This window comes from Nocardioides oceani (assembly GCF_030412965.1).
Lineage (GTDB): Bacteria > Actinomycetota > Actinomycetes > Propionibacteriales > Nocardioidaceae > Nocardioides > Nocardioides oceani.
In genome coordinates, this window is the sequence record NZ_JAUHJQ010000002.1 from 316,459 (window position 1) to 337,510 (window position 21,052).

Consider the following 21,052-nt stretch of genomic DNA (forward strand, 5'->3'; position numbering starts at 1 on the left):
AGCCGCTCCCTAGACTCGGGGCACGATGACCGAGCCCACCGACCCCACCTCCCCGGCAGGACCCCGCCTCGCGGCGACCTTCGCCGAGGTCGAGGACGCGCTGCTGTCCCGCTGGCCCGAGACCCGGCTCGAGCCCTCGCTCGACCGGATCCGCGCCTTCACCGAGCTGCTCGGCGACCCCCAGACCGCCTACCCGGTGGTGCACCTGACCGGCACCAACGGCAAGACGTCGACCTCCCGGATGATCGACGCGCTGGTGCGCACCCTCGAGCTGCGGACCGGGCGGTTCACCAGCCCGCACGTCGAGCGGATGAGCGAGCGGATCAGCGTCGACGGCGAGCCGCTGGACGACGAGGCCTTCGTGCGCGCCTTCAACGATGTCGCGCCGTACACCCACCTCGTCGACGAGGACCAGCCGCACCCGCTGTCGTTCTTCGAGACCGTGGTGGGCATGGCGTACGCCGCCTTCGCCGACGCCCCGGTCGACGTCGCCGTGGTCGAGGTCGGCATGGGCGGCTCGTGGGACGCCACCAACGTCGCCGATGGCGCCGTCGCGGTGGTCACGCCGATCGCGGTCGACCACGCCCGCTACCTCGGCGAGACCGTCGCGGCGATCGCGCAGGAGAAGGCTGGCATCATCAAGCCCGGCGCCCAGGTGGTCCTCGCCCAGCAGCCGCCCGAGGCGGCCGTGGTGCTGCTCGAGCGCGCGGCCGAGGTCGGCGCGACGGTGGTGCGCGAGGGGCTGGACTTCGGGGTCGTCTCCCGGGTGCCGGGCGTGGGCGGGCAGCTGGTCTCCCTGCAGGGCCTCCGCGGGCGGTACGACGAGGTCTTCCTGCCCCTCCACGGCGCCCACCAGGCGCAGAACGCCGCGGTCGCCCTGGCCGCGGTCGAGGCGTTCCTCGCCGGCGGCGACCAGGGCGAGGCGCTCGACGAGGACCTGGTCCGCGCCGCCTTCGCCGAGGTCACCTCGCCCGGCCGCCTCGAGGTGGTCCGCCGCTCGCCGAGCATCGTGCTCGACGCCGCCCACAACCCGGCCGGCGCCGAGGCGGTCGCCGCCGCGCTCGAGGACTCCTTCACGTTCTCGCCCCTCGTCGGCGTGGTCGGCGTCATGGCCGACAAGGACGTCGAGGGCCTGCTCGCCGCCTTCGAGCCGTCCTTCGCCCATGTGGTCTGCACCCAGAACAGCACGGCCCGCGCCATGCCGGCCGAGGAGCTGGCCGAGGTCGCCCGCGGGATCTACGGCGAGGACCGGGTCAGCGTCGAGCCCCGCCTGGCCGACGCCATCGACGCCGCGGCCGCGCTCGCGGAGGCCGGCGAGGCGGTCGGCAGCCCGCTGGGCTCAGGCGCGGTCATGGTCACCGGCTCGGTCGTCACCGTGGGCGAGGCCCGCACCCTGCTGGGAGGTCCCCGATGAGCAACCCCGAGCAGCGCTCGCCCCGCCGGGGCATGTGCGCCGCGATCCTGTGCCTGGAGGCGATCGCCCTGGGGCTGACCGCGCCGGTGATGATCGCGGTCGCCGACGTCGACACGGCCGTCGCGCTCGGCATCGGCCTCGGGCTGATGGTCGTGTGCCTGCTGCTGGCCGGCATGCTCCGTGCGCCGTGGGCCTACACCGCGGGCTGGGTCGTCCAGGTCGCGGCGATCGCGCTGGGGTTCGTCGTGCCGCTCATGTTCCTGCTGGGCGGGATCTTCGCGCTGTTGTGGGGAACGGCCGACCTCCTCGGGCGCAAGATCGAGCGCGAGCGGGCGGCGGCGTACGCGGCGTACGCCGCCGAGCGCGAGGCCTGAGCCCGCGGGAGGATGGGGGCGTGAGCACGGACCTGCCGCCCCTGTCCCCGACCGACCGCACGACCGTCCAGCGCGGCAAGTACCGCGTGGTCGAGGACCGCGCGGAGCTGCACCGCTTCCTCGCCGAGGCGCTGGTGGCGCACGTCGGCGTCGTGGTGGGCGACCACCCGGTCGTCCTGCCGTGTGCGTACGCCGTCGACCTCGACGGTCCCGACGAGGGCGGCTCGCTCTACGTCCACGGCTCGGTCGCGTCGGTGTGGCTGCGGCACGCCGTCGGCTCGACCGTCTGCGTGACCGTCACCGAGCTCGACGGGCTGGTGGCCGCGCGGTCGGCGTTCAACCACTCGATGAACTACCGCTCCGCGGTCGTGGTCGGCCGGGCGCGGCTCGTCGAGGACGAGGCCGAGCGGGCCCGTGCCCTCGACCTGGTCGTCGACCAGATGGTGCCCGGCCGGTCCGCGACCCTGCGCCCCAGCACGCGCAAGGAGCTCGCGGCGACCGCCGTGCTCGCCGTACCGCTCCACGAGGCGTCGATGAAGGCCCGCGCCGGCGGTCCGGGCGACGAGCCCGAGGACGTCGCCGCCGGGACGTGGGGTGGGCACGTGCCGCTGCGGCGGGTCGCCGCCGACGTCGTGCCCGCGCCCGAGGCGACCGGGCCGGTGCCGGCGGACGTGGCCGCGCGTGCCGCGGCGCTCGCGGCTGGGTAGGGTCCGGGCCATGACGCAGCGCACCCTCGTCCTCCTCAAGCCCGACACCGTCCGCCGCGGCCTGGTCGGCGAGGTCCTCTCCCGCTTCGAGGCCAAGGGGCTCTCGATCGTGGCCATGGAGCTGCGCCACATCGACGGCGCCAAGGCCGACGAGCACTACGCCGAGCACGTCGAGCGCGACTTCTACCCGCCGCTGCGCGACTTCGTCACCAGCGGCCCGCTCGTCGCGCTCGTGCTCGAGGGCGACGAGGCGATCGAGGTCGTCCGCGCCCTCAACGGCGCCACCGACGGCCGCAAGGCCGCCCCCGGCACCATCCGCGGCGACCACTCGCTCTCCAACCGCGAGAACCTCGTCCACGGCTCCGACTCGCCCGAGTCCGCCGCCCGGGAGATCGCCATCTGGTTCCCGCAGCTGGCTCTCTGAGCCTCGCAAGATCCCAAGTTGACTTGGGATGTTGAAGCCTCGCGGCCGTTGCGATGGCCGCGAGTCGTCAGGGATGGCCGCGGAGTGGGACGAACGTCGCCACGCCAGCCCCACGAACCACAGGTGACACACCGGCTCGCGGCGTGCCTCCCGGAGAGGGCGGCGTGGTGTCCTTACGCTCCCGGTGGGCGCAGCGGCAGGCTTCACGCAAGCGGATGAGGTACGCCGGGCGCCCGGACTTCCCCGGACGCGACGGACCTGCGAGGCACCAGGCATGGCGAACAGCTTCATCGGCCGCGACATGGCCGTGGACCTCGGCACCGCCAACACCCTCGTCTACGTGCGGGGCAAGGGGGTGCTGCTCGACGAGCCCAGCGTGGTCGCGATGAATGTCTCGACCGGCGAGGTGCTGGCGGTCGGCCACGAGGCCAAGCGCATGATCGGCCGCACCCCGGACGGGATCGCCGCGATCCGCCCGCTGAAGGACGGCGTGATCGCCGACTTCGAGGCGACCGAGCAGATGCTGCGGTTCTTCATCCAGCAGGTCCACAAGCGCCGGTACTTCGCCAAGCCGCGCATGGTCATCTGCGTGCCCAGCGGCATCACCGCCGTGGAGCAGCGGGCGGTCAAGGAGGCCGGCTACCAGGCGGGCGCCCGGCGGGTCTACATCGTCGAGGAGCCGATGGCGGCGGCGATCGGCGCGGGCCTGCCGGTGCACCAGGCCACCGGGAACATGGTGGTCGACGTGGGCGGCGGCACCACCGAGGTCGCGGTCATCTCGCTCGGCGGCATCGTCACGAGCCTGAGCGTCCGCACCGCCGGTGACGACCTCGACGCCGCGATCGTGGCGTGGATGAAGAAGGAGTACTCCCTCATGCTGGGGGAGCGCACCGCCGAGGAGGTCAAGACGACCCTCGGCTCGGCCTTCCCGATGTCGCAGGAGCCGGAGGCGGAGATCCGCGGCCGCGACATGATCTCGGGCCTCCCGCGCACCGTCGTGGTGTCCAGCTCCGAGATCCGCCAGGCGCTCGAGGAGCCGCTGCACGCGATCGTCGACGCGGTCCGCGCGACCCTCGACCAGACCCCGCCGGAGCTCGCGGGCGACATCATGGACCGAGGCATCGTGCTCACCGGCGGCGGCGCCCTGCTGCGCGGCCTCGACGAGCGGATCCGCCACGAGACCGGCATGCCCGTGCACGTCGCCGAGGAGCCGCTGACCTCGGTCGCGCTCGGCGCCGGCAAGTGCGTGGAGGAGTTCGAGGCGCTGCAGCAGGTGCTGGTCACCGAGCCGAGGCGGTTCTGATGGCGGTCCAGCTCTTCGAGCGGCCGACGCGCCAGCAGCCCGGCACCGGGCCCGGTCAGCCGGGCCGGGGCAACCGCCCGCGCGAGCGCCGCTGGCGGGTCACCGAGCGGCTGGAGGAGCGCGGCCGGCCGTCGCGCTCGCTGGTGGTGGCGCTGGTGCTGGCCTGCCTGAGCCTGATCACGCTGGACTCCGCCACGGGCGAGGACTCGCCGGTCGAGCCGGTGCGCCGGGTCGTCGGCGAGGTGTTCGGCCCGGTCGAGGTCGGCGCGGCCGCCGTCGTACGCCCCTTCGTCGCGGTGCCCGACTGGTTCCGCACCCACGGTGACCTGCGCGGGGACATCGGCGAGCTGGAGGCGGAGAACGCGCGGCTGCGTGCCGAGGTCAACAGTGCCGACTACGACCGCAACCGGCTCGCGGAGTACGACGGGCTGACGGCCGCGGCCGGCGACCTGGGCTACTCGCTGGTGCCCGCGCGGGTGGTCGGGCTCGGCCCGGCCCAGTCCTTCTCGAGCACCGTCACCATCGACGCCGGCTCCCAGTCGGGCCTGCGCCCGGACATGACGGTCCTCAACAACGACGGCCTCGTCGGCCGCGTCGTCCGCGTCACGCGCACCACCGCGACCGTCCTGCTCATCGTCGACCCCGACTCGGTCGTCGGCGGCCGCGTGGGCTCCTCGATGGAGCTCGGCTCGGTCAGGGGCCGTGGCCAGCTCGGCTCGACCGGCCGCCTGGACCTCGAGCTCATCGACGAGTCCGACGTGCCGCGCCAGGACGACGCCGTCGTCACCTGGGGGAGCGAGGGCGGCGCGCCGTACGTCTCCGGGGTCCCCATCGGCCGGGTCACCGCCGTCTACTCCAGCCTGCGGGAGACCGCCCAGCGCGCGGTGATCGAGCCGTACGTCGACTTCGCCGCCCTCGACGTCGTCGGCGTCGTCGTGCCCTCGGGCACCGCCAGCGACCGCGCGGTCATCGAGGCCGACGGGAGCGTGCGGTGAACCCCGCGCGCGCCGCCCTCACCGTCGCGGCCGTCGCCGTCGCGCTCGTGCTGCAGGTCAGCGTCTTCCCCCACGTCGCCTGGGAGGGCGTCGTCCCCAACCTCGTGCTGCTCGTGGTGGTCGCGACCGGCCTGGTCCGCGGCGCCCAGCCGGCGATGCTGCTCGGCTTCGTCGCCGGCGTCCTCCTCGACCTCGCGCCGCCCGCCGACCACGTCGCGGGCCGCTGGGCGCTGGCCCTCGTCGTCGTGGGGTACGTCGCCGGGCGGGTGCGCCAGGACGTCCGGCCCACCGTCGGGTCGGTCGTCGCCACCGTCGCGGCCTCGTCCTTCGTCGGCACCTCCGTCTTCGCGCTGACCGGGATCGTCCTGCGCGACCCCGCCCTCGGCGTCGGCGAGGTGCTGCAGGTGATCGCGATCGGCGTGCTCTGGGACGTCGTGCTCACCCCCTTCGTGCTGCCGGTGGTCATGGGCGCCTTCCGCCGCCTCGAGCCGGCCCGGGCCACCGCATGAGCGCTGCGGAGGCGGCCAGTCGTCGCAGCCGGCTGCGACTGGTCGTGGTGCAGGCCCTGGTGTTCTCGCTGTTCGCGACGCTGTTCGCGCGGCTGTACTACCTGCAGGTGGTCAGCGGGGAGGAGTACACCGCGCAGGCGGCCAACCAGTCGGTCCGCGACATCGTGGTCCAGCCGCAACGCGGCCTGATCGTCGACGACATGGGCCGCCCGCTGGTCACCAACCGCACGGCCTGGGTGGTCTCGGTCGACCGGAGCATGCTCGCGAAGATGGACGCCGGCCAGCAGGACAAGCTCGTCGAGCGGGTCGCCCAGGTCACCGGCGTGCGGCTCGCGATGGTCCGCAAGCGCCTGGTCACCTGCGGCGAGGAGGGCAGCGTCACCGGCGCGTGCTGGAACGGCTCGCCCTACCAGCCGGTGCCGGTCGCCACCGACGTCGAGCAGGCGGTCGCGCTGCGCATCCTCGAGCAGCCCGAGGACTTCCCGGCGGTCATCGCCGAGCAGCAGACGGTCCGCAACTACCCGCGCCCCTACGGCGTGAACCTCGCCCACGTGCTGGGCTACCTCAGCCCGATCACCGAGGACGAGCTGGAGTCGGCCGAGGAGGACGGCGACGAGTCGGTCAACGGCGCGTCGTCGGTCGGTCGCGCCGGCGTGGAGAAGCAGTACGACGCGTGGCTGCGCGGCATGCCCGGCTACCGCAGCGTCGCGGTCGACTCGATGGGCCGGGTGCTCGGCGACGACGGCGAGGTCGAGGCCACGCCGGGCGCCACCCTGGTGACCTCCATCGACGCCCGCGTCCAGGGCCTGGTGGAGAAGGAGCTGGCCACCACGCTGCAGCAGGCGCGGACCGAGGTCGACACCGTCACGGGCCGCCGCTACGAGGCCGACTCGGGCGCGGTCGTGGTGCTGGAGGCCGACACCGGCCGGGTCGTGGCGATGGCCAGCCAGCCGACGTACGACCCGGGCGTGTGGGTGGGCGGCATCACCAAGAAGCAGCTCGCCCACCTCTACTCCGAGGCCGCGGGCACGCCGCTGCTCGGCCGCGCGACGCAGGGCCAGTTCGCCCCCGGCTCGACGTGGAAGCCGTTCATGACGGCCGGCGCGCTGACCAACGGCTACAGCCAGGACACCCGCCTGGCCTGCTCGTCGGGCTTCCAGGTCGGCAACCGCGTGTTCAAGAACTACGAGTCCGGCGCCTACGGCTACATCGGCTTCGACAAGGCGCTCGAGGTCTCCTGCAACACCTTCTTCTACCGGATCGGCTACGACTACTGGCGCCGGCTCGGGTCCGACGTCGACGACGTCGACGCGCGCGACCCGCTGGTCGAGGAGGCGAAGGTCTTCGGCTTCGGCGACGAGACCGGCATCGACCTCCCCGGCGAGGCGCCGGGCCGGATCGCGGACCGGACGTGGAAGCGCGCCTACTACGAGTCGATGAAGGACTACTACTGCGGCATCGCCGACGCGCCGCAGGACGCCGAGACCTCCGACTTCGTCTACCGGTTCGCCCGCGAGTTCTGCATCGAGGGGTTCGCCTACCGCGCCGGCGACGCGGTCAACTTCGCCATCGGCCAGGGCGACACCATCGTCACGCCGCTCCAGCTGGCCCGGGCGTACGCCGCGCTGGCCAACGGCGGCACGCTGTGGGCGCCCCGCGTCGGCAAGGCGATCGTCGACCCGAGCGGCCGGACCATCCGCGAGATCGAGCCCAAGAAGGTCGGCTCGGTGGACCTGCCGAAGTCCGTCCTGTCCTACATCGACACCGCCCTCCAGGGCGTCAGCAGCCGCGGGACCATGGCCTGGAAGCTGCCCGGCTTCCCGCTCGAGCAGGTGACGATCCGGTCCAAGACCGGCTCCGCGGAGGTCTACGGCAAGCAGTCGACCTCCTGGGTCGCGTCCTACACCGACGACTACGTCGTGGTGATGATGGTCAGCCAGGGCGGCACCGGCTCGGGTCGCAACGGCGACTCGATCCGCCGCATCTACGAGGCGTTGTACGGCGTCGAGGGCTCCACCGTCGACCCGCGCAAGGCCTACATCCCCGGCACCGAGCCGCCCGCCGGGCTGCCCACGTTCACCGCCGACGGCTCGATCCTGCCGCCCGGCCGTGGAGAGCAGGAGGACCGGTGACCGTCACCCGCCTGAGCCCGCGCGTGCCCGTCCGGCCCGCGACCCGGGCAGCGGCCCGCACCGGCGCCGGCTCCCGGCTCGGCACGACCGTCCGCGCGCCCGGCCTGGACTGGTGGCTCGCCGGCGCGGTCGCCGCGCTCCTCGTGCTCGGCACGCTGCTCGTCTGGTCGGCCACCTCGGCGCGTGACTCGCTCACGGGCGGCGACTCCACGGCGTACCTCTCCAAGCAGGTGACCAACCTGGCCATCGGCGTCGTGCTGATGGTGCTGGTGATGGCCACCGACCACCGGTGGGTGCGGATCGTCGCGCCGCTGGTCTACCTCGGCTCGGTGGTCGGCCTGGGGCTGGTGCTCTCGCCGCTCGGGTCGACGATCAACGGCTCGCGGTCGTGGATCGACCTCGGGGGCATGTCCATCCAGCCCTCGGAGTTCGCCAAGCTGGCCGTGGTGATCGGCATGGCGCTCGTCGTCGCCGAGCGCGCGGAGGGGCGGTGGCGGGCCCGGGTCGGCGCGGGCGAGGTGGTCGGCATGCTGGCGATCGCCGCGGTGCCGGCGGCGCTGATCATGCTGCAGCCCGACCTCGGCACGATGCTCGTCCTCTCGGCCACCGTCTTCGGCGTGCTCGCGGTCTCCGGCGCGCCGCGCCGCTGGCTGGTGCTGCTCGTCGGCGGCGGCGTGACCGCGGCGGTCGCGGCAGTTGCTGCGGGTGCGCTCAAGCAGTACCAGCTCGACCGGTTCTTCGCCTTCGTCAACCCCGACCTCGACCCCCGCGGCGCCGGCTACAACGTCGAGCAGGCGCGGATCGCGGTCGGCAACGGCGGGCTGTTCGGCCAGGGGCTCTTCGACGGCTCCCAGACCCGCTCGGGGTTCGTGCCCGAGCAGCACACCGACTTCATCTTCACCGTCGCCGGCGAGGAGCTCGGCCTGCTCGGCGCCGGCGTGCTCATCGGCCTGCTCGTCGTGGTGCTCTGGCGGGCGCTCGTCATCGCGGCCCGCACCGACGACGTCTTCGGCCGCGTCGCCGCCGCCGGCATCGCCTGCTGGTTCGGGTTCCAGGCGTTCCAGAACATCGGCATGTGCCTGGGGATCATGCCGGTCACCGGCGTCCCGCTGCCGTTCGTGTCCTACGGCGGGTCCTCGATGTTCGCCAGCCTGCTCGCCGTGGGCCTGCTGCAGAACATCCACCTGCGCGCCACCGCGCCCGCCGCCACGCGCGCCAGCCTGCTCGGCCGCTGACGCCCCGGCGCAGTCGGGCGATCTCGTCGTCGGTGGCTATTCACACGGTGTATACACCTGGTGTAGACATGACCCATGTCCCTGGCCACGGTCCTGCTCGGCGTCCTCGCTGACGGTCCCGCGCACGGCTACGACCTCAAGCGCGGGCACGACGAGCGCTTCCCCTCCGCCCGCCCGCTGGCCTACGGCCAGGTCTACGCCACGCTCGCGCGGCTCGAGCGCGACGGCCTCGTCGAGACGGCGGGCACCGAGCGGGGCAGCGGGCCCGACCGCACGACGTACGCCCTGACCGCCGCCGGCCGTGAGGCGCTCGCCGCCTGGCTGGAGCAGGTCGAGCAGCCCGGGCCGTACGCCGCCGACGAGCTGGTCCGCAAGACGGTGACCGCCCTGCACGCCGGCGTCGACGCCGGCGCGGTGCTCGGCCGCCAGCGCGCCGCCCACATGGACGCGATGCGGGTGCTCGTGCGCGAGCGGGACGCCGCCCCCGACGTCGGCGCCCGGATCGCCCTGGACCACACCATCGCCCACCTCGACGCCGACCTGCGCTGGCTCGACGACGCAAGGGCGCGCGTCGAGCAGGCGACCCGCCCGACCCCCAGGAGCGCCCCATGACCGACACCGACCCGACCGGCACGAGCGCCACCGCCACCCCTCTCGTCAGCGGCCGCGACCTGCACCGGTCCTTCGGGCGCACCGTCGCCCTGCGCGGGGCATCCCTCGACGTCGCCGCGGGCGAGATCGTCGCGGTGACCGGCCCGTCGGGCAGCGGCAAGTCGACGCTGCTGCACTGCCTGGCCGGGGTCATCGCCCCGGACGCCGGCACCGTCACCTACCGCGACCACCGGCTCTCCGACCTCTCCACCGACGCACGCACGCGGCTGCGTCGGCGGGAGGTCGGCCTGGTGCTCCAGTTCGGCCAGCTCGTGCCGGAGCTCACCGCGCTGGAGAACGTCGCGCTGCCGCTCCTGCTCGACAAGCGCGGCCGGGCGGAGGCGCAGGCGGCCGCGCTCGACCGGCTCGAGCGGCTCGGCGTGGCCGAGGTGGCGGGGTCGCGGCCGACCGAGATGTCGGGCGGCCAGGCGCAGCGCGTGGCGATCGCCCGCGCGCTGGTGACCGAGCCGGCCGTGGTCTTCGCCGACGAGCCCACCGGGGCGCTCGACACGCTGGCGGGCGAGCAGGCGCTCGCCGCCCTCGTGGGGGCCGTCGAGGAGAACGGCTGCGCCTTGGTGCTGGTCACCCATGACAACCGGGTCGCCGCGGCGGCCCACCGCGAGGTCGAGCTGCGCGACGGCGCCACCGCTGCGGCGGAGGTGCGGAGGTGAGGCGGCTCGGGCTCGTCCTGCTGCTGGCCGGCGGTCGCGGCCGGCTCGCGCTGGTCGTCGGCGCGACGGCCGCGACGACGGCGCTGCTCCTCGCGGCTGCGTCGGTCGTCGAGCTGCCGCGCACCCACCTCGGCACCGGCCGCGGCGGAGCGATCGGCGTGGTCGCCGACCCCGGCACGCGACCCGGCGTCGTGCTCGCGCTGCTGCTGATGACCGTCCCCCTGCTGCTCCTGCTCGACCAGGCGGTGCGCCTCGGGTCGACCTCGCGGCTGCGTCGCACCGAGGCGCTGCGCGTGGCCGGCGCGACCGGGGGCGACCTGCGCCGCTGGGGCTCGCTCGAGGTCGGGGCGCCCGCGGCGGTCGGCGCGCTGCTCGGGCTCCCGTGCTGGCTGGTCCTCCACGCGGCGCTCCGCGCGGGGCGGGGCGACCGCGGCGCGCTCCTGCCCGAGGGAGCCGGCCCCGGGTGGTGGACCCTCCTCGTGCTGGCCGCCGTGGCGGCGTACGGCGCCCTCGTCGGGGCTCGGCGCCCGGCCGGCGCCGGTCGCTCCGAGCCGCGGAGGCGACGCCCGTGGTGGCTCGTGCCGCTCGCCCTGCTCGTCGCCCTGTGGTCCTGGGACGACCTGTTCGACTCCGACCTCGGCGTGTTCGCGGTGGTCGTCCTGCTCGTCGCGCTGCTGGGCCTGCTCGCACCGACGGCCGCCGGCCTGGTCGCGCGGCTGCTCGTCCGCCGCGCCGGCTCGGTGCCCGCGCTGCTCGCCGGCCGCCGCCTCGCCGCGGACCCCGGCCCGGCCGGTCGCGCCGCCGCTGCCGTCGGGGCGGTCGGCCTCACGCTCGGCGTCGTCCCCGTCTTCCTCGTCGACCTGCGCGACACCTACGTCGGCAGCGACCGCGACTACTACGAGGTGCCCGCACTGGTCGCCGGCGGCTGCGCGCTGCTGGCGCTGGCGGTGATCGCGGCGTCGCTCGCGGTCCACTCGACCGAGACCGTGCTCGAGCGGCGCCGGGAGATGGCCACCCTCGTCGCCACCGGCGTCCCGCCGCGCGTGGTCAGCGACTCCCAGCGGGTCGAGTGCCTGGCGGTGACCGTGCCGCTGGCGGTGCTGGGCGCGGTCGTCGGCTCGACCGGGTACGCCTGGCTGACGGTCTCGCTGGACCGGTCGCCCGGGCCGGTCGCGGTGGCGGTCGTGGCCACCGCGGCCGTCAGCGCGCTCGCCTCCTGGCTGGCGACGACGGCGCTGCGGCCCTGGGTCCGCGACGCCGTGGACCCGGAGCACCTCCGGACCGCCTGACCCTGCGACCGACCGTTCCCGCGGGCGGCGGGGGTCAGGGCACGACGGACAGGAAGAGGAACGCGCCGAACAGCACCAGGTGCACCAGTCCCTGCTGGGACTTCGCGCGGCCCTGGGCGACGGTGAGGGCGGAGACGACGACGGTGATCGCGAGCAGCACCAGCTGCGTGGTCTCCAGCCCGAGCACGAGCGGCCCGTCGAGCCAGATCGAGGCGACCGCGATGGTGGGCACCGTGAGCCCGATCGAGGCCATCGCGGAGCCGTAGCCGAGGTTGAGGCTGACCTGGACCCGGTCGCGCGAGGCGTTGCGGACGGCCGCGATGGACTCCGGCGCGAGCACGAGCAGGGCGATGACGACGCCCACGACGGCGTACGGCGCGCCGAGGCTGGTCACGCCGTCCTCGATGGTGGGGGAGAGCAGCTTGGCCAGGCCGACGACCGAGACCAGCGCGACGACGAGCATGACCAGGCTGAGCGCTGTCTCGCGGGCCGACGGCGGGTCGGCGTGGTCGTCGCCGTCCTCGTCGAGCAGGCCGGTGATCCGGCCGTACTCGTCGCTGGTGACCGGCACGAAGAAGTCGCGGTGTCGCACGGTCTGGGTGAAGACGAAGCCGGCGTACAGCACGATCGAGGCGACGGCGGCGAAGGCCAGCTGGGAGGGGGAGAACTCCCGGCCGTCACCGGAGGTGGTGAAGCTCGGCAGCACCATCGTCAGGCTGGCCAGGGCGATCACCGTCGTGAGCGCCGTGCCGGTGCCGGAGGGGTTGAAGCTGACCAGGTGGTGCTTGACGGCGCCCACCAGCAGCGCGATGCCGACGATGCCGTTCAGGGTGATCATCACGGCCGCGAAGACGGTGTCGCGGGCGTAGGTGCTGGTGCCCTCGCCGCCGCTGGTCATCAGCATCACGATCAGCCCGACCTCGATGACGGTGACCGCGACCGCGAGGATCAGCGACCCGAACGGCTCGCCGACCTTGTGGGCCACGACCTCCGCGTGGTGCACGGCGGCCAGGACGGCACCGACCAGCGCGGCGCCGATGAGCACGAGGACGGCCCAGTGCTCGTGGCTGACCCACGTCGCGACGAGGACGACGAGGGCGACGACGGGCACGACGACCGACCACTGGAAGGGACCACGGACGGCAGGGGAGCTCACGACTACGAACCTATCGGTCCACCCACGTAGGCTTGACCGGTCCGGAACCGCCCTGCGAGAGGTCACCCATGTCCGCCCCTGAGTCCGTCTTCCCGCGGCTCGAGCACCGCCTGCCCTCGGTCTCCAAGCCGATCCAGTACGTCGGCGGCGAGCTCAACTCCACGGTCAAGGACTGGGACTGCGGCGCCGGCACGGAGGCCGGCGAGACGGTCCGCTGGGCGCTGATGTACCCCGACGCCTACGAGGTCGGCCTGCCCAACCAGGGCGTCCAGATCCTCTACGAGGTGCTCAACGAGCGCGAGTGGATCCTCGCCGAGCGCACGTACGCCGTGTGGCCGGACATGGAGCGCGTGCTGCGGGAGGGCGACGAGCACGGCCCGATCCCGCAGTTCACCGTCGACGGCCACCGCCCGGTGCGCGCGTTCGACGTGCTGGGCCTGAGCTTCTCCACCGAGCTCGGCTACACCAACATGCTCAACGCCCTCGACCTCGCCGGCATCCCGCTGCACGCGGCCGACCGCACCGGGGACGACCCGGTCGTGCTGGCCGGCGGCCACGCGGCGTTCAACCCCGAGCCGATCGCCGACTTCCTCGACGCGGCCGTCCTCGGCGACGGCGAGGAGGTCGTGCTCGCGATCTCCGAGGTGGTCCGGGAGTGGAAGGCCCAGGGCCGTCCCGCCGGCGACATGCCGAGCCCGCGCGACGAGCTGCTGCGCCGGCTGGCGGTCAGCGGCGGCGTCTACGTGCCGAAGTTCTACGACGTCTCCTACGGCGCCGACGGCGCGATCTCGTCGGTGGTGCCGAACGTCCCGGGCGTGCCGTTCCGGGTCACCAAGCACACGCTGATGGACCTCGACGCGTGGCCCTACCCGGCCAAGCCGCTGGTGCCGCTCGCCGAGACCGTCCACGAGCGGTTCAGCGTCGAGATCTTCCGCGGCTGCACCCGCGGCTGCCGGTTCTGCCAGGCCGGCATGATCACCCGTCCGGTGCGCGAGCGCTCCATCGAGACCATCGGTGCGATGGTCGAGAACGGCATCCGCAAGTCCGGCTTCGAGGAGGTCGGGCTGCTCTCGCTCTCCAGCGCCGACCACACCGAGATCGGCGAGGTCGCCAAGGGGCTCGCCGACCGCTACGAGGGCCAGAACGTCTCGCTCTCGCTGCCCTCGACCCGGGTCGACGCGTTCAACATCAACCTGGCCAACGAGTTCTCCCGCAACGGTCGCCGCTCGGGCCTGACCTTCGCCCCCGAGGGCGGCTCGGAGCGGATGCGGAAGGTGATCAACAAGATGGTCACCGAGGAGGACCTCATCCGCACCGTCGCGGCGGCGTACTCCCACGGCTGGCGGCAGGTGAAGCTCTACTTCATGTGCGGCCTCCCCACCGAGACCGACGAGGACGTGCTGCAGATCGCGGACCTCGCCAAGCGCGTCATCGCCAAGGGCCGCGAGGTCTCCGGGCGCAACGACGTGCGCTGCACGGTCTCCATCGGCGGGTTCGTGCCCAAGCCGCACACCCCGTTCCAGTGGGCGGCGCAGCTGGACCACGAGACCACCGACGAGCGGCTGCGCAAGCTGCGCGACACCGTCCGCGAGGACAAGAAGTACGGTCGCGCGATCGGCTTCCGCTACCACGACGGCAAGCCCGGGATCATCGAGGGACTCCTCTCCCGCGGCGACCGCCGCGTCGGCCGGGTCATCGAGCAGGTCTGGCGCGACGGCGGCCGCTTCGACGGCTGGAGCGAGCACTTCTCCTACGACCGCTGGGTCGCGGCGTGCGAGCAGGCACTCGGTGCGCTGGCCCCCGTCGAGGGCGGTGGCGTCGTCGACCTGGACTGGTACACCACCCGCGAGCGCGGCTACGACGAGGTCCTGCCCTGGGACCACCTCGACTCCGGGCTGGACAAGGACTGGCTCTGGGCCGACTGGGAGGACGCCCTGGCCGTCGCCGACGGGTCCTCCGACGTCGAGGTCGAGGACTGCCGCTGGACGCCGTGCTACGACTGCGGCGTGTGCCCGGAGATGGGCACCGAGATCCAGATCGGCCCCACCGGCCGCCAGCTGCTGCCGCTCAGCGTCGTCTGAACGACCCGCGCCGGCGGTCCTGGGGCGGCCGGGCGGGATGTCACAGGTCACACCCGCGCTCCGGCGTGTCGCCTTGGCGACCGGGAACCGGACGACCATGATCAACGACAAGGCAGCAGAGGCCCGCGAGGGACTGTTCGACAGTGTCGCGGGCAAGGCCAAGGAGGTAGCCGGCGCCGTCGCCGGCCGCGACGACCTCGTGGAGGAGGGCCAGCTCCAGCAGGAGGAGGCCCGCAACCGCAAGCAGGCGGTCGCCGACGAGGCCGTGGCGGACGCCAAGCGGGAGGAGGCCGCCGCGCAGCTGCGCGAGGCCGGCCGCGAGGCAGCCGCCGAGAAGGGCCAGGCGCAGGCGCAGGCCGCCCGCGAGGAGGCCGTCGCCGAGCAGCAGCGCGCCACCGAGCACGCCGCCGCCGCGCGTGAGTCCCAGCGGCTCGCCGAGGCGGGACGCGAGGCGGCCGAGCAGGAGGCCGACCGGGTCGCCGACCAGCGGCTGCGCGAGGCCGACGGCATCGCCGCCTCCGCCGACGCCACCGAGCGCCGGGCCGAGACCGAGAGCGAGCGGCTGCAGCGCGAGGCCGACGCCGCCGAGCAGGAAGCAGCCCGGCTCCGCGCCGAGGCCGAGTGAAGGAGCAACCGATGTTGACCAGGCTCATCTCCCTTCCCTACGAGATCGCGCGGCTCCCGCTGGCCGTCGTCGACAGCACCCTGGCCGGCCGGCTGCCGGAGACCTCGGCGCCCCGGGTCGCGCTCGACCGGACGATCGGCTCCGCCGACCGGATCGCCGGCGCGGTGCTGCACAACAGCGTGCTCGCCCGCCGGGGCACCGAGCGGCTGGAGCGCTCCGCCAAGCTGCTGACCGCCGAGCAGCTCGAGAGCGAGGCCGCCGAGCGCCGGGCCGAGGCCCAGCGGACCGCGGCGGCCGGGGCGCAGGAGGCCGAGCGTGCGCGCCGGGCCGCCGAGGAGCGCGCCGAGTCGGGCCTCGAGGAGGCCGACGCCACCGAGGCCCGCCGCAAGCAGGAGGCGGCCACGCGGGCCGCGCAGGCCGCCGCGACCAAGAAGGCGGCGGCCGACGAGCGCGCCGCCCGACGCGCCGCCACCGCCGAGCAGCGCAAGCAGGCCGCCGAGGAGGTCGCGGAGGCCGAGAAGCGCTCGGCCCAGCGCGAGGTCAGGTCGGAGATCGACGAGGCCAGCGCCGCGAAGAAGGCGGCGCTCCAGGCCCGTCAGGACGCCGACCGCCTCGACGACCTCGTGGACGCCAAGCGGGACGAGCGCACGCAGGACTGAGCCGGTCGGCGGTGGGGCTCAGACCCGCCCGCGGCGCAGCGCCGCCCAGGTGTCGGACGCGACGACGCCGGTGTCGGCGAGACCGGTCTGCCGCTGGTAGGTCGAGACCCACCGGGCGGTCGAGCCGTCGAGGACGCCGGTCACGCGCAGGTCGGCGGCGGTGGCGACGTTCAGTGCGCGCTGCAGGCGGCGGACGGCGTCCTCGGCCGATCCCTGCTTGAGCAGGGGCGAGGAACCAGCGGCGAGCAGGGTCGTCCACGTGCCCCGGTCGACCCGGCCGGTGACCGGCAGCGCGGCGGTGCGCTGGTGGCGGCGCACGGCCGCGGCGACGTCCCGGTCGAAGCGGCCGTCGACCCGCCCGCGGTAGGCGCCGCGCTGCTTCAGCAGGCACTGGGCGGTCCGGACGACGTCGCCGCGCGTGCCCTTGCCGGCAGCGGGGTAGTCGGCCCGGTCGAGCCGGACCCCGCCGCAGGCACGCCGCGCGGGCGGGGCGACCGAGCCGCCGCCGACCTGCACGACGTTGGCGTCGATGTCGAGCGTGACCCCGCCGTACGTCGCCCGGACGTCGAGCGCGTACTGGTGAACCCGCTCCCCGGCCCAGCTGCCGGCGCGGACCCAGCGCGGGTCGATGGCGGTGTCGGCCCGGCCGTTGGCCCAGGCGAACCACACCTGGTCCGGCATTACGTAGGAGCCGGGCGAGAGCTTGTCGGCGTTGTCGAGGGCGTGGATGCCGGCCGCGACGCTGGAGTACACCCCGGACCGGTGGCCGAGGTCGTGCAGCGTCTCGGTCCACCCCGAGAGGAACCGCAGCGCGGAGCGGCGGCAGTGGTCGCCCCGCACGTCGAAGTCCTCGAGGTCGTACCAGAGCGTGCTCCCCGCGGGGATCCCCAGGTCGCGGGCGCGGCCGGCCGCGGCGGCGGCCTCGACGCGACCCTGCGCCCCGGCCGCGGCGTACTCACCCTCGGACGAGGGGTCGATCCGGTCGGCGTAGCCGCTGCACGACGCCTGCGGGCCCACCCACAGCGGCAGCAGGCGCCAGCCGGCGGCGCGCTGGCGCGACACCCACGTCGCGTCGAGGTGCGGCTGCCCGGAGGCGGGGTCCGCGGGATCGGTCCGGCACGCCATGGTCGAGCCGCCGAGGTAGATGCCGACGGCCCAGAACGGCGAGGAGGTGAGCCAGGCGTCCATCTCCTCCTGCGTCGGCGCGCACCGGGCGTCGAAGGCGTGGCCGGTGAACGCGCCGGGGTCCGGGCGGTCGGCCGCCGCGGAGGCGGGTGCGGCGCCCAGCGGCAGCAGGCCGGCGACGAGGGCGGCCAGGAGGGCGAGTGCGGCGGGCAGCCGGGGCCGGAGCGGATCGGTCATGGACGCCTCCCGAGCGTGCGGCGTCGTGCGGGTCCCGACGGCCTGGGCGCCACCCTACGACGTGAGGTGGGTCTCAGGAGGCCGGCAGGCGCACCCACACGGTGGTGCCCTCGCCCTCGACCGAGTCGAGCCCGATCGAGCCGCCGTGGGCCTCGACGATCCGGCGGCACGTCGCCAGCCCGATGCCGTGGCCCGCGACCGAGGCGTCGGCGCGGGCCAGCGGCTCGAAGACCCGGTCGGTCTGCCCGGCGGGGACGCCGCGGCCGTTGTCCGCGACCTCCAGCCGGACGTCCGAGCCGTCGCGGTGGGCGGTCACGCAGACCCGGGGCGGCCGGTCGGGGTGGCGGTACTTCAGGGCGTTGCCCACGAGGTTCTGCAGCACCGCCCGCAGCTGCGCGGCGTCGGCGGGGACCGTCGGCAGCGCGCCGTGCTCGACGACGGCGTCGCCGAGGGGCTCGAGGTCGGCGAGGACCTCGTCGAGCAGCGCGCCGAGATCGACCGGCGCGGTGTCCAGGCCCCCGCCGAGCGTGGCGAAGCGCAGCACGTCGGCGAGCAGCGCGCCCATCCGGCCGGCCGAGGAGTGGGCGCGGGCGACCAGGCGTCCGGCGTTCGTCGAGGAGGGGTGCTGCTCGAGCTCCTCGTCGAGCAGCTCGAGGGCCATGCTGATGCCGGTGAGCGGCGTGCGCAGGTCGTGGCTGATCTGGCCGGCGAACGCGGCGAGCCGCTCGTTGGACTCGCGCAGCCGGGTCGAGACGGTCTCGAGCTGGTGGTTGCGCGCGGAGAGCTCGAGCACGTCGACGACCCGGTCGGCGAGCGTGCCGAGGGCGGTGAGCTGGCGCCCGTCGAGGGTCCGAGGCTCCAGGTCGAAGACGCAGAGCGTCCCGATCGTCGCGCCGCCCGGGGCGGTGATCCGGTGCGAGGCGTAGAACCGGATCGCGCCGAGCTGGCCGTTGACGAACGGGTTCTGGGCGAACCGCGGGTCCTCCAGGGTGTTGGAGACCAGCACCGGCGGGTCGTCCTTGAGCACCGCCCCGCACATGGAGTCCTCGAGCCGGCACACGCCGGGGTCCATGCCGACGGTCGCCACCTGGTGGTGGACGCCGCCGGTGATCAGGTTGACCGAGGCCATCGGGGTGCCGCAGATCGACGCGGCGAGCTCGGCGACGCTGACCAGGTCCTCGCGGGGCGGCCGGTCGAGGGTGTCGTACTGACGCAGGTCCGGTGTTCGGGGCACGCGGCCATGGTGCCGGGTCACCGGTGCAGCTGGTCCTCGATCGCACGAGGCTTTGCCACGTACGCCGCGACGAGGGCCAGCGGCAGGCTGAGCACGAGCAGCAGCGCGACCGGCCAGTCCCAGCCGCCGGTCGCGTCGTGGACCAGGCCGACCGCGAACGGGCCGGTCGCCCCGATCAGGTAGCCCGCGGACTGGGTGAACGCCGACAGCGCCGCGGTGCCGGCGGGCGTGCGCGAGCGCAGGCCGACCAGCGTCAGCACCAGGGGGAAGGTGCAGCAGCCGGTGCCGACGAGGACCGCCCACAGGGGCGCGAGGGAGTACGGCGCGACGAGCAGGCCGAGGTAGCCCACGGGGTAGCAGCCGATCACCGCCAGCAGCACGACGAGAGGTCGTGCCTGCGCCGCGAGCAGCCGCGGCAGCCACAGCGAGAGCGGGATGCTGACCGCCGCGACCAGGCCGACCAGGAGGCCGGCCGCCGCCGGCGACCAGCCGCTGTCGCGCCACAGCTGCGCGAACCAGCCGAACACGGCGTACGCCTGCAGCGACTGGAGCCCGAAGAACAGCGCCATCGCCAGGCCCAGCGGGGTCCGTGCGACCTCGAGGAACCGCACGACGCGGGCCGGCTCCTCGTCCTCGGGCCGGCGGTCGTGGACGACCAGGCCGACCCACGGCAGCGCCGCCACGAGCGCCAGCACCGCCCACAGCCCCAGCCCGGTGCGCCAGCCCCCGAACGCGTCGGCGACGGGCACGGTGAGGGCGAGCGAGGCGGTCAGGCCGACGGCGAGCGCGGTGGTGTACGCCGCGGTCATCGCCCCGATCCGGTCCGGGAAGTGCAGCTTGACCAGCGAGGGGAGCAGCACGTTGGCCATCGCCATGCCGGCGACCGCCACCAGCGACAGGAGCAGGAAGACCGGCTCGCTCCCGGTGACGGCGCGGCCGAGCAGCCCGCCGCCGACCGCGACCAGCGCCAGCAGGGTGACCCGGTGCAGCCCCACGGCCCGGCCGACGCTCGGGGCGAGCGCGCCGAAGAACGCGAACGCGAGCACCGGCAGCGAGGTGAGCAGGCCGGCGGTCGCGCCGGACATGCCGAACGCGTCGCGGACCTCGTCGAGCACGGGTCCGACGCTGACGGCCGCCGGTCGGAGGTTGAGCGAGAGCAGCAGGACGCCGGCGAGCAGGAGGAGCGCGGTACGCCGGGTGGTCGCGGCGGTCACCGCCCGCACCCGGGGCGGGGGACGTCGAAGGTGACGCGCACGGCGCGGTGGTCGCTGATCGCGGACCGCAGCACCTGGGCGCTCGTCGGGAGCAGGTGGGGGGAGTGCAGCACGTAGTCGACCCTCCGCCTCGGCACCCGCGGCGGGACCGTCAGCCCCTCCCCACGGCCGACGGCGGGCCACGGGTCGAGCGCGAACGAGCGGGCCACGGCCATCGCCGGGGAGTCCGGGGTCGCGTTGAGGTCGCCCCCGAGCAGGAACGGCGTGGTCCTGCCCGAGCGGGCGACGACCATGCGGCGTACCGCCCGGAGCTGGATGATCCGGATGGCGCCGCGGGTGTGCTGCAGGTGGGTGCCGTAGACGTCGAGGGCCCGGCCGCCGAGGTCGAGCGTCACGCGCAGCAGGCCGCGCTGCTCCTGGCCCGGCTGGCGGGGGAGCATCCGGTTCTCCCACCGGCGCACCGGCAGGCGGCTGAGCACGGCGGTGCCGTACTCCGAGCGTGGCGCGCCCCGGCGCTCGGGCGCGCGGACGACGTTGCGGCCGAAGACGACGTTCATGTCGAGCCGGGTCCCCAGCCAGGTCGGCTCGTCGACGAAGCGCGACCGGGCGCGGTAGCGGTCGACCTCCTGCAGCAGCACCACGTCGGCGTCCCAGGCCTCGATCTCCTGGGCGATCCGCTCCAGGTCCAGCCCGCCACCGCCGAGGGCCCCGTGGATGTTGAAGGTGAGGACGGCGAGCTCCTCGGGCGCGGGGTCGACGCAGGTCTGGGTCGGCTCCGTGGGGAGCGTCGGGCCGCCGGGCGAGGCCGGTCCGGTGGGCGGGCCGGAGGGGTCGCCGGGCCCGCCGGTGGGGCTGGGGACGGTCGGTCCGGTGGGCTGGGGCAGGCCGCTCGGTCGACCGGGGCCGCCGGGCACGTCGTCGGGCCGCGGCCAGAGCGCGACGAGCGCGACGATCGTCGCGAGGGCGACGAGCGCGAAGAGCCCGTGGACCCAGCGATGCACTCGTGCAGGATAGGCG

The 21,052-nt window shown here is 74.5% G+C and carries 20 protein-coding genes; 15 read left to right on the forward strand and 5 right to left on the reverse strand.

Annotated features, from left to right (window positions below; translation table 11 throughout):
- Nucleotides 1-25: 25 nt before the first annotated feature.
- From folC to QWY28_RS07115, 12 genes are all read left to right on the forward strand, one after another.
- On the forward strand, nucleotides 26-1,414 hold the full coding sequence (gene folC, locus QWY28_RS07060; RefSeq protein WP_300951611.1) for a bifunctional tetrahydrofolate synthase/dihydrofolate synthase: 1,389 nt from the start codon (nucleotides 26-28) through the stop codon (nucleotides 1,412-1,414).
- On the forward strand, nucleotides 1,411-1,788 hold the full coding sequence (locus tag QWY28_RS07065) for a DUF4233 domain-containing protein (RefSeq protein ID WP_300951612.1): 378 nt from the start codon (nucleotides 1,411-1,413) through the stop codon (nucleotides 1,786-1,788). Before folC ends, QWY28_RS07065 begins: the two co-directional genes overlap by 4 nt.
- Nucleotides 1,789-1,808: 20 nt before the next feature.
- Entirely contained in the window at nucleotides 1,809-2,495 is a 687-nt protein-coding gene (locus tag QWY28_RS07070) for a pyridoxamine 5'-phosphate oxidase family protein (RefSeq protein ID WP_300951613.1), read from the forward strand.
- 10 nt (nucleotides 2,496-2,505) lie between these two features.
- Nucleotides 2,506-2,919: a nucleoside-diphosphate kinase gene (ndk, locus tag QWY28_RS07075; RefSeq protein WP_300951614.1), complete on the forward strand. Its 414-nt coding sequence runs from the start codon at nucleotides 2,506-2,508 to the stop codon at nucleotides 2,917-2,919.
- Nucleotides 2,920-3,193: 274 nt separating this feature from the next.
- Complete coding sequence (locus tag QWY28_RS07080; RefSeq protein WP_300951615.1) at nucleotides 3,194-4,222, forward strand: rod shape-determining protein; 1,029 nt, start codon at nucleotides 3,194-3,196, stop codon at nucleotides 4,220-4,222.
- Nucleotides 4,222-5,217 (forward strand): rod shape-determining protein MreC, encoded by a 996-nt coding sequence (gene mreC / locus QWY28_RS07085; RefSeq protein ID WP_300951616.1) that lies wholly within the window; start codon nucleotides 4,222-4,224, stop codon nucleotides 5,215-5,217. Before QWY28_RS07080 ends, mreC begins: the two co-directional genes overlap by 1 nt.
- Nucleotides 5,214-5,726, forward strand: coding sequence for a rod shape-determining protein MreD (gene mreD / locus QWY28_RS07090; protein ID WP_300951617.1), 513 nt, complete (start codon nucleotides 5,214-5,216; stop codon nucleotides 5,724-5,726). Before mreC ends, mreD begins: the two co-directional genes overlap by 4 nt.
- Entirely contained in the window at nucleotides 5,723-7,858 is a 2,136-nt protein-coding gene (gene mrdA, locus QWY28_RS07095) for a penicillin-binding protein 2 (RefSeq protein ID WP_300951618.1), read from the forward strand. Before mreD ends, mrdA begins: the two co-directional genes overlap by 4 nt.
- Entirely contained in the window at nucleotides 7,855-9,093 is a 1,239-nt protein-coding gene (gene rodA / locus QWY28_RS07100) for a rod shape-determining protein RodA (RefSeq protein WP_300951619.1), read from the forward strand. Before mrdA ends, rodA begins: the two co-directional genes overlap by 4 nt.
- Nucleotides 9,094-9,168: 75 nt before the next feature.
- On the forward strand, nucleotides 9,169-9,705 hold the full coding sequence (locus QWY28_RS07105) for a PadR family transcriptional regulator (RefSeq protein ID WP_300951620.1): 537 nt from the start codon (nucleotides 9,169-9,171) through the stop codon (nucleotides 9,703-9,705).
- Nucleotides 9,702-10,415 (forward strand): ABC transporter ATP-binding protein, encoded by a 714-nt coding sequence (locus tag QWY28_RS07110; RefSeq protein ID WP_300951621.1) that lies wholly within the window; start codon nucleotides 9,702-9,704, stop codon nucleotides 10,413-10,415. Before QWY28_RS07105 ends, QWY28_RS07110 begins: the two co-directional genes overlap by 4 nt.
- Entirely contained in the window at nucleotides 10,412-11,704 is a 1,293-nt protein-coding gene (locus tag QWY28_RS07115; RefSeq protein WP_300951622.1) for an FtsX-like permease family protein, read from the forward strand. The genes QWY28_RS07110 and QWY28_RS07115 overlap by 4 nt, the downstream gene beginning before the upstream one ends.
- 34 nt (nucleotides 11,705-11,738) lie before the next feature.
- On the opposite strand, the gene QWY28_RS07120 is transcribed toward QWY28_RS07115, so the two are convergent.
- Nucleotides 11,739-12,860, reverse strand: a complete 1,122-nt coding sequence (locus tag QWY28_RS07120; RefSeq protein WP_300951623.1) for a calcium:cation antiporter — start codon at nucleotides 12,858-12,860, stop codon at nucleotides 11,739-11,741.
- A 68-nt stretch (nucleotides 12,861-12,928) separates the two neighbouring features.
- On the opposite strand from QWY28_RS07120, the gene QWY28_RS07125 reads away from it, so the two are divergent.
- The 3 genes from QWY28_RS07125 to QWY28_RS07135 all read left to right on the forward strand — a co-directional run bounded on the left by QWY28_RS07125 (nucleotide 12,929) and on the right by QWY28_RS07135 (nucleotide 16,225).
- A complete protein-coding gene (locus QWY28_RS07125; RefSeq protein ID WP_300951624.1) occupies nucleotides 12,929-14,941 on the forward strand; it encodes a TIGR03960 family B12-binding radical SAM protein in 2,013 nt (670 codons plus the stop codon).
- A gap of 97 nt (nucleotides 14,942-15,038) precedes the next feature.
- Entirely contained in the window at nucleotides 15,039-15,566 is a 528-nt protein-coding gene (locus tag QWY28_RS07130; RefSeq protein WP_300951625.1) for a hypothetical protein, read from the forward strand.
- Nucleotides 15,567-15,577: 11 nt separating this feature from the next.
- On the forward strand, nucleotides 15,578-16,225 hold the full coding sequence (locus QWY28_RS07135) for a hypothetical protein (RefSeq protein ID WP_300951626.1): 648 nt from the start codon (nucleotides 15,578-15,580) through the stop codon (nucleotides 16,223-16,225).
- 18 nt (nucleotides 16,226-16,243) lie between these two features.
- Here the strand turns inward: QWY28_RS07135 and QWY28_RS07140 are convergent, their stop codons facing one another.
- The 4 genes from QWY28_RS07140 to QWY28_RS07155 all read right to left on the reverse strand — a co-directional run bounded on the left by QWY28_RS07140 (nucleotide 16,244) and on the right by QWY28_RS07155 (nucleotide 21,036).
- A complete protein-coding gene (locus QWY28_RS07140) occupies nucleotides 16,244-17,587 on the reverse strand; it encodes a glycoside hydrolase domain-containing protein (protein ID WP_300951627.1) in 1,344 nt (447 codons plus the stop codon).
- 73 nt (nucleotides 17,588-17,660) lie between these two features.
- Nucleotides 17,661-18,821: a sensor histidine kinase gene (locus QWY28_RS07145; RefSeq protein WP_300951628.1), complete on the reverse strand. Its 1,161-nt coding sequence runs from the start codon at nucleotides 18,819-18,821 to the stop codon at nucleotides 17,661-17,663.
- Between the two features lie 17 nt (nucleotides 18,822-18,838).
- Nucleotides 18,839-20,035, reverse strand: coding sequence for an MFS transporter (locus QWY28_RS07150; RefSeq protein WP_300951629.1), 1,197 nt, complete (start codon nucleotides 20,033-20,035; stop codon nucleotides 18,839-18,841).
- Complete coding sequence (locus QWY28_RS07155; protein ID WP_300951630.1) at nucleotides 20,032-21,036, reverse strand: endonuclease/exonuclease/phosphatase family protein; 1,005 nt, start codon at nucleotides 21,034-21,036, stop codon at nucleotides 20,032-20,034. The genes QWY28_RS07150 and QWY28_RS07155 overlap by 4 nt, the downstream gene beginning before the upstream one ends.
- Between the last annotated feature and the right edge of the window lie 16 nt (nucleotides 21,037-21,052).

Excerpts from the sequence above, each read along its gene's own strand:
- folC (WP_300951611.1), top strand. The coding sequence starts at position 26 with ATGACCGAGCCCACCGACCCCACCTCCCCGGCAGGACCCCGCCTCGCG.
- QWY28_RS07065 (WP_300951612.1), top strand. The coding sequence starts at position 1,411 with ATGAGCAACCCCGAGCAGCGCTCGCCCCGCCGGGGCATGTGCGCCGCG.
- ndk (WP_300951614.1), top strand. The coding sequence starts at position 2,506 with ATGACGCAGCGCACCCTCGTCCTCCTCAAGCCCGACACCGTCCGCCGC.
- QWY28_RS07080 (WP_300951615.1), top strand. The coding sequence starts at position 3,194 with ATGGCGAACAGCTTCATCGGCCGCGACATGGCCGTGGACCTCGGCACC.
- mreC (WP_300951616.1), top strand. The coding sequence starts at position 4,222 with ATGGCGGTCCAGCTCTTCGAGCGGCCGACGCGCCAGCAGCCCGGCACC.
- mrdA (WP_300951618.1), top strand. The coding sequence starts at position 5,723 with ATGAGCGCTGCGGAGGCGGCCAGTCGTCGCAGCCGGCTGCGACTGGTC.
- QWY28_RS07105 (WP_300951620.1), top strand. The coding sequence starts at position 9,169 with ATGTCCCTGGCCACGGTCCTGCTCGGCGTCCTCGCTGACGGTCCCGCG.
- QWY28_RS07110 (WP_300951621.1), top strand. The coding sequence starts at position 9,702 with ATGACCGACACCGACCCGACCGGCACGAGCGCCACCGCCACCCCTCTC.
- QWY28_RS07125 (WP_300951624.1), top strand. The coding sequence starts at position 12,929 with ATGTCCGCCCCTGAGTCCGTCTTCCCGCGGCTCGAGCACCGCCTGCCC.
- QWY28_RS07130 (WP_300951625.1), top strand. The coding sequence starts at position 15,039 with ATGATCAACGACAAGGCAGCAGAGGCCCGCGAGGGACTGTTCGACAGT.
- QWY28_RS07135 (WP_300951626.1), top strand. The coding sequence starts at position 15,578 with ATGTTGACCAGGCTCATCTCCCTTCCCTACGAGATCGCGCGGCTCCCG.
- QWY28_RS07140 (WP_300951627.1), bottom strand. The coding sequence starts at position 17,587 with ATGACCGATCCGCTCCGGCCCCGGCTGCCCGCCGCACTCGCCCTCCTG.